The sequence below is a fragment of the Ornithinibacillus halophilus genome, assembly GCF_900129485.1.
GTDB classification, from domain to species: Bacteria; Bacillota; Bacilli; order Bacillales; family Amphibacillaceae; genus Ornithinibacillus; species Ornithinibacillus halophilus.
Map to the genome: position 1 here is coordinate 1 of NZ_FQVW01000080.1, position 7,795 is coordinate 7,795.

7 protein-coding genes are annotated in these 7,795 nt (G+C 35.9%); 6 read left to right on the top strand and 1 reads right to left on the bottom strand.

Going from position 1 to position 7,795, the window contains the following annotated elements; all coding sequences use genetic code 11:
- Nucleotides 1-336 precede the first annotated feature (336 nt).
- From BUB12_RS17785 to BUB12_RS16845, 5 genes are all read left to right on the top strand, one after another.
- The gene (locus BUB12_RS17785) at nt 337-483 is read left to right on the top strand and encodes a hypothetical protein (RefSeq protein ID WP_159431593.1); all 147 of its coding nucleotides are present in this window, start codon (nt 337-339) and stop codon (nt 481-483) included.
- Nucleotides 484-789: 306 nt separating this feature from the next.
- On the top strand, nt 790-1,653 hold the full coding sequence (locus tag BUB12_RS16830) for a hypothetical protein (RefSeq protein ID WP_072892071.1): 864 nt from the start codon (nt 790-792) through the stop codon (nt 1,651-1,653).
- 87 nt (nt 1,654-1,740) lie between these two features.
- Nucleotides 1,741-3,315, top strand: a complete 1,575-nt coding sequence (locus BUB12_RS16835; RefSeq protein WP_084063393.1) for a spore germination protein — start codon at nt 1,741-1,743, stop codon at nt 3,313-3,315.
- Between the two features lie 18 nt (nt 3,316-3,333).
- Complete coding sequence (locus tag BUB12_RS16840; protein ID WP_072892072.1) at nt 3,334-4,443, top strand: GerAB/ArcD/ProY family transporter; 1,110 nt, start codon at nt 3,334-3,336, stop codon at nt 4,441-4,443.
- Complete coding sequence (locus BUB12_RS16845) at nt 4,433-5,611, top strand: Ger(x)C family spore germination protein (RefSeq protein ID WP_072892073.1); 1,179 nt, start codon at nt 4,433-4,435, stop codon at nt 5,609-5,611. Before BUB12_RS16840 ends, BUB12_RS16845 begins: the two co-directional genes overlap by 11 nt.
- 151 nt (nt 5,612-5,762) lie before the next feature.
- Here the strand turns inward: BUB12_RS16845 and BUB12_RS16850 are convergent, their stop codons facing one another.
- Complete coding sequence (locus tag BUB12_RS16850; protein ID WP_072892074.1) at nt 5,763-6,170, bottom strand: ribonuclease HI family protein; 408 nt, start codon at nt 6,168-6,170, stop codon at nt 5,763-5,765.
- Between the two features lie 265 nt (nt 6,171-6,435).
- On the opposite strand from BUB12_RS16850, the gene glpX reads away from it, so the two are divergent.
- Nucleotides 6,436-7,383 carry a class II fructose-bisphosphatase gene (gene glpX, locus BUB12_RS16855; protein WP_072892075.1) on the top strand — a complete coding sequence of 316 codons (948 nt, stop codon included), beginning with the start codon at nt 6,436-6,438 and terminating at the stop codon, nt 7,381-7,383.
- Nucleotides 7,384-7,795 lie beyond the last annotated feature (412 nt).

Consider the following 7,795-nt stretch of genomic DNA (forward strand, 5'->3'; position numbering starts at 1 on the left):
CACCTGGCATGGCCAGGCGCAAATGTTTTCGGTGGGGCGAGTAATCGCAGTCCCAGTCCGTACGTCGCAAAGCGGGCGCTCTCTAGCTTTTCTTAAGTGCCCCTTTAAATAGATGCCTATCATTGCTAAAAAAGCTAATGATAGGTGTCTCTTTTTTTGTAAAACCATAAAATGACAAAAATAGAGCTTCCTCTGCCTAGATTTTGTAATAATTTGTAATAAAATAGGGATTCTCTTTTTCTAGTATTCTGGTATAATGATACATAGTTTATTAAAAATCGTAATCGTGACTATTAAATATACAAAACCAGTTATGAAACAATGAGGGAGCGTTGTTTGCAAGTGAAAGATAAAAAAGAGAACACGAAGCAAGTGGAAAATCTTTTGCGAAGCGCATACGAGAAAGGCTATCAGGGTGCGACTTTAGAAGAAGTCTTAGAGGTAATGAAAAAAGGTTTAAAGAATTTAAACACAGCAAAATAGATTTGATCATTAAACTAGATGGGAAGTGCCTGATCTAGTTTTTTTGTGGTATAAAATTTCACCATATTTCTCCAAAATTTTATAAAAAACGATTACTTTTAGACTAGTCATCGTTTAAAATGATAGATAATTACAAAAACTCCGTAATAACTCACTAAAAAATCCTTCAATTCAAGTTATCCTATACCCTTACCAAGAGTTGCACCTAATATTCACTTCCACTTCCATTTCATTCATTCCAATGAAAAATAATCCATACTTAAAGTACTACAATTTGTTCCCAGAATAATTAAAGGAGATGTTTCCATGTTTAATGAACGTCGATTTAGTTTTGAAGAACCTCGTGAAAGTCAGAAAGGGGGACCGAAAATAGAAATTCGATCGTTTGTAAAGATATTTTCACGTCCAGATGAGCATAAAGAAGTTCTTGAAATGATTCAAATTGGTGCTGAATTCAATATGCCGAACCGAGCCATTATGGAATTTTATGGGCGTGATTTAATTGCCTATAAACGCCGGTACAAATCAAATGAACAGGTTAACCATTTTCTCCACATCCTCTCACACTACATGAAAGAATACTACGATAAGGATTGTCCTAAGTCCTGGAAAGAATGCCAGCCCTCCTTTTGGGAAGAACTACTCATCACTTACCTTCCAACTATCATCAAAATCTCTGTTAATCAAATTGAAACCAGACAATTCCTATTTCAATTAAAAAAGTTTGTTCGTTGGTTAGATAAAACGACTGGCAGTTCCTGGTATGAAAAAGTCTCTGCTGATATTGAAGAATACAAGATGGAATTAATTGCTTGTGAAGCAACATTAAATGATGTGTTTCAATCTATGTACCCTAAAATACATGATTCAGATTGGGACCCAAGAAAAGATATCCATACTATTATAAATAGGATGGAGGAATGTACGGATACATTTCATAGTTTATTTGAAGTGTTAGAAATAAATGGTGAGGTCATCACTGTTTGTGATAATGAGCTAAAACTCCCGTTTCATATCCTCGGTTTTCCGACAGCACATCTCCAAATCGGTATGATGCTATGTGGCATGATTGGAAAAGAGAGTGGAGATAACTATTGGACTTGGTACATTACGGATGGTATTTATCCTCATAAAGCAGGTGAATTTATCCAAATGGTCAATACTTATTAATGGTTTATGAATCAGTAGTGCATGCATAAAATTTCCTTTTTAGGTAATAAGAAGGGGGAGAGACATTTTATAGAATGAGGGGATGAGATGGTTAGATCTTCTCTTTTTAAGCGATTGAAGAGAATAGACCTTTTCAAGCAAAACAGTCAAAATCAACAACAGGATGACCAACAGAAATCATCAGCCAAATTTACTAAAGAGATTACTACAAATCTTGACCAAAACCTAGCTAGCATAAAACAAATGCTAGGAGATCCAGGAGACTTAGTCGTTCGTGAATTTTTGGTAGGTAGTCTCGATTCAAGAGCTGCAATTGTATATATTAGTGGTTTGGTTGACGAAGATTTAATAAGCAACAATATTTTGAAAACCATTCAATCCAACCTAAAAGACTTTGATGAAAATGTATTAGATAAAATCTATAAAGAAGTTATTTCAATCACAGATATAAGAAAAGTACAGTCGTTAGATGATGTTTCTTTAGCTATATTAAACGGAAGCACTGCATTCTATCTAGAGAATTTCGATACGGTTTTAGTAATGGGGACCAATGGAGGAGAAACTCGTTCGATTCAGCAACCTGAGTCTGAGACGTTAATTCGTGGACCGAGAGATGGATTTGTTGAAAGTATTGAAACGAATGCAGCTTTGATAAGGCGAGACATAAAGGATCCAAATCTAAGGCTTAAATCGCATGTTGTAGGAAAACGATCCAAACAAAAGCTTGTTTTATGTTACATAGACGGAATTGTTAACCCAGAATTAGTAAAGGAAGTCAATCGTAGATTAGAAACGATTGACATTGATTACGTGTCGGATTCTTCTTATGTGGAGCAATGGATAGAAGATAGTTTTTTGTCCCCTTTTCCTCAGTTAATGGAGACTGAGCGACCAGATAAGGTCTCGCTAAATTTGGTTCGGGGAAAAGTTGCAATTCTAGTGGATGGAACCCCGTTTGCTATTATTGCACCCATCACACTTGGGGATGCCTTGCATTCGCCAGAAGATTATAATCAACGTTGGATAACGGCGAGTTTATTACGTTTACTTCGTTATTTATCAGCTTTTTTTGCCCTATTTTTGCCATCACTCTACATTGCACTTGTTGCTTACCACCCTGGGATGTTACCAAGTACACTCACTTACTCAATTGCTGCAACAAGAGAAGGAGTACCTTTCCCTGCAGCAATCGAGGCATTGATAATGGCAATTACTTTTGAAATATTACATGAGGCTGGTATTCGTTTGCCTAAAGTCATTGGACAAACGATTGGGATAGTTGGTGGGTTAGTAATTGGTGAAGCAGCAGTTAGTGCAGGAATTGTCAGTCCAATCATGGTAATTGTTACAGCATTAACTGCGATTGCATCTTTCAGTGTTCCATCCTACAGTTTTGCCCTTACACTAAGAACACTGCGATTTGCTTTCATGATCGCAGCATCTTTTCTTGGTTTGTTTGGAATAATTTTAGTTTATATTATGATCAATATCCATATTGTAAATCTAAAAAGTTTAGGGATTCCTTATTCCACACCATTTTCACCTACCTTCTCACAAGATTGGAAGGATTTAGTCATTCGTGCTCCATTTTCGTTCGTAACCAGAAGACCGAAGTTCATGAAAACGAAAGATGAAAAGGCGAAAGATATTAAGCCAGAATGAAAAGGAAGGAATTGCTAGATGAGTAACTTAAATTATGGAGATGAAAAAATTAGTCAACGTGAAATCTTTCTTGCAGTTCCTTCCATGTTGATTGCAATTGGCATATTAGTATTTCCTAGAAACCTAGCAGAAAATACAATTGCTGCAGACGGCTGGATATCTATTTTAATGTCCGGTTTTATTGCCATCATGTTTACTTGGCTCGTTGCCAAAATTGCATCCAATTTTCCCAATCAACCATTTCTTAAATATGCATCTTTCTTAGTAACTAAGCCGGTTGCCATGCTTTTTACATTTTTATTTGTAGTCCAAGGAACTTTATTAACAGCATTTGAAGTACGAGCGATTGCAGATGTATCTCATACTTATTTATTTGAAAGAACTCCAGTTCAGGTAATTAATTTTAGCTATTTACTTGTAGTTATCTATGCCGTATCTGGTTCAAGAGCTGCCATATTTCGCTTGAATGCCCTGTTTTTACCGATTGTATTGGTGACGACCACAATATTACTTCTATTTTCCATTCGATTTATGGAATTTAATAATGTGATGCCAATGTTTAAAACTGATATTAAAGACTTGGGTAAGGGTGTTTTTGAAGGAACATTATCATTTACAGGGATTAGTATTCTTTTCTTCTATATTTCTTTGGTGAAGAATCCAATAAAGGTACCTAAAAAGGCTGTATTAGGGATGGCAACGGTTGTTTTGTTCTATCTCATTATCTTCTTAACTTGTATTGCTGTTTTTGGAAATGTGCAAACTGCAAATATAAGGTTTCCTTTTATTGAGTTAGCTAAATCGGTTGAGATTCCTGGAGGATTTTTTGAGCGATTAGAGTCGATATTTTTTGTAATATGGACCATGGCTATTTTTACAACGACAGTTATGGCATTTGATATAGCATTATTTGCATTGACCTCAATCTTTTCAAAGGTGAAAAAGCAGACATTCGTTTTTATATTAGCTCCTGTTGTTTATTTTTTAACGACGATTCCAAACAACTCTTATGAAATTGGAGTAATGGATAAAATTGTGACTTATTTCAGTTTGGGACTATCTAGTACAGTATTAATCGTATTATGGATGATGTATATTTTCAAAGGAGGAAAGCAAGGTGGTAAATAAGGCGTTCAAGATAGTAACCTTCTTTGTTCCTTTAGTTTTATTAGTTGGTTGTTGGGATGATATTGAAATAGAAGATCGTGGATTTCTTTCTGGCGTTGCCGTTGATTTGGCAGGAGAACAAGAAGAGAAATTATATTTTGAACTAACACATCAGATTGTTGTCCCGAGTGGTCTTGGCTCAACAACACAACCTGGTGGAGGACGGGCATTTCGTAATTTATCACAAACCGGTGAAAGTATATTTAAAATAAATAGAGATATTTCTAGACAAGCCAATCGAAAAATTAATGTAGAACATTTAAATATTGCTTTGTTTTCGACTGACATTATAGAAAAAGAGGGAGTATTTCCAAAAATATTAGATATATTTGTTCGGCAACAGAGCATGCGACGGGGACTTAAGTTAGCTGTAGCAGAAGGAAAAGCTAAGGAATTATTTTACGTTCAAACTGAGCATGTGAAAATTCCTGCACAATATTTAAGTGAATTATTAGAGAATAGAGAAGTACCTATTACGGTTGAACCAACTAGAGTTGGGGATATTCAAGAAGCATTATTACAAAATAGAAGTTTTGCTCTCCCGCAACTTACACTTTTTAGTGATAATAGTGTTAATTATAGTGGAATTGCTGCTATTAGAGGGAAGACTGGGCAATGGGTAGGAACCATTTATGAAGAAGAAGCAAAAGGTAGAAATTTTATCTTTGGTAGGAATCTTCAAGGGAATCTAACTACTACAATGGATGGAGAGCTACTGACAGTTAACATAACAAAAGGTGGAAGAAAGGTAACATTAAAAAATAAGGATAAACATAATTTGAAATTTGATGTTGATATTGAAGTCGAAGCATCTATTGCTGAGTACTATGGAACGATTGATGTCATGACAAAAGAAACGAATGATAAATTCTCTAAAGCGTTAGAAGATGAGATAAAAGAACAATCAGAATTGGCAATTGCTAAATTGAAAGATGAACTAAAGGTCGATATTTTTGATTTTGATGACTATTTAACCATGTATCATTATGAATTATGGAAAGAAGTTGAAGATGATTGGGATTATGGGGAGAACTACTTTAGTAAGAGTGATATCAACATTAATGTAAATGCGATTATTCTTGATCCAGGTAGTTCCTTTAAAGTAAAACAAGATGGAGGCGAGCAATAAAATGTGGCAAATGATTTTGGAACGATTGCCCAGTACGTTAGGATGGTTTTATATTATTTTGTCTTTCTTACTACCTTTTCTGGTTTATAAAGTAAATCAAAACCTTCATAAAAATGGCGACCCACCATGGAAGAAAGAGGGATGAAAGGCATTATCCCTCTTTACCGGTATGTTTCTTATGTAAAGCTGCTCTTGCTAATCGATCAGCATGGTGATTTTGTTTTTCTGGTATCCATTTAATAAAGAAATATGGAAAAGCACTGGTCACTTCTCTAATTTTCTCAAGAAAAGGGAGGAATTTAGAATTTTTTGTATAATCATTTTCTAACACACTCGTTACAATTTGTGAGTCGGAGCGAAAGGAAAGTATCTCATCTGGAAACTGCTCTAGACATATTTCTAATGCTTTAAGAACTGCTTGAAACTCTGCTTCATGATTCGATAATTCACCTAGAGGTATGCTGTATTCATATATTTTTCCATGTGCTTTTATGTAAACTCCAGCACCACTCTTTCCTGGATTACCGCTGGATGCTCCATCTGTATATACTTCAATCAATCAATACCCTCCTTAAGTCCTAAAATTTTATATTTTCTTTTCTATCTTACGTTACTAATTATACCAAATTCAACTTTAACTATTAGTTAAAGCGTTTTCATAAGTTATTTTCAATGTGTTATACTATTCATTGGTGGATTTTATGAAAAAGTTACTCTATTAACCTATTTATTTCTGTTATTATGATGTATAATGGTTGAGGTCAAAGCAAGTACGTAATAAAAAAACTATATATAGTCATCATAGTTAATTCTTGGAGGTTATTATGCATCATTTATTAAAGGATTTCTTGAAGGTAACAGAAGAAGCGGCAGTAAAAACAATTCCATGGGTAGGAAGTGGCGATAAAAATAGTGCTGACGATGCAGCTACTACTTCCATGCGTGAGAATTTAAACCAAATCGAGATGAATAGTATTATTGCAATTGGTGAAGGAGAACTTGATGAAGCACCAATGCTTTATATTAATGAAGAAGTCGGTACAGGTCTTGGAGTAGAACTAGATATTGCGGTTGATCCAATCGATGGAACAACTCCAACAGCAGCAGGTGAAGATAATGGAATTACTGTAATTGCTGCAGCCCCAAAAGGCACATTACTTCATGCACCAGACATGTATATGGAAAAATTAGTCGTTGGTCCTGAAGCAGTAGGGAAGATAAATATTGATGCACCACTTATGGAAAATGTACGAGCTGTTGCATTGGCCAAAGGGAAACAGGTGGATGAATTACAAGTGGTTGTACAAGAGCGACCTAGACATGAGGAAGCAATCGCTAAGATGAGAGAAGCTGGGGTAACTGTCCATTTATTTAAGGATGGAGATGTTTTACAATCATTAAGACCATGCATCCACGGAAATGACATCGATATGTTCTATAATATAGGGGGAGCACCTGAGGGTGTGTTATCTTCAGTTGCCATTAAAAGTTTAGGTGGGGAAATGCAAGGGCGACTTGTTGTACGAAACCAGGAAGAAAAGAAGCGTTGTGTAGCTATGGGAGTGAAAAATCCAACAGCTGCATTACGTCATCATGACCTGATAGCATCAGAACAAGGTATGTTTATCGCAACGGCTATTACGAATACACTTTATTTAAAAGGAATTCAAGAAGATTCTACTCATTATCAAACGGAATCATTAGTGGTAAGTAGTTTAACGAATGACTATCAAATTGTGAAATCAAATCATAGAGTTTTAGAGTATGTGTAAGAAGTATAGGTAAGGCAAGAGAAAAATACATAAAAAACCCAAACGTATTTGTTTGGGTTTTTTGATGTAATTATCTTCGAGAAAGTTGCTTTACCTTCGCTCCAGAAATACACTTCGCTTTCCGCGGGCGGCTGGTGAGCCAGGGAACTACTTGGTTAGGCTTCCTAGCACCCTTGCGCTGAGGAAGCCCACTGCGTAGCATTACTTGTAGACGCAAGCGCATCATGGGGTCTCACCTATGCCTCTGCTCCCGCCGGAGTCTACGTGTATTTCCTACGCTGGCTTTGTTCAACATGGAGACTCTTACTGTCATCTCCGTATAATTTTAATTTCTTAATCCACGGTTACGGATAGACTTTTGACTTTTATGGATGGTGAGCCGATAAAGCCAACTCCTCCACCAGGTGAGAAT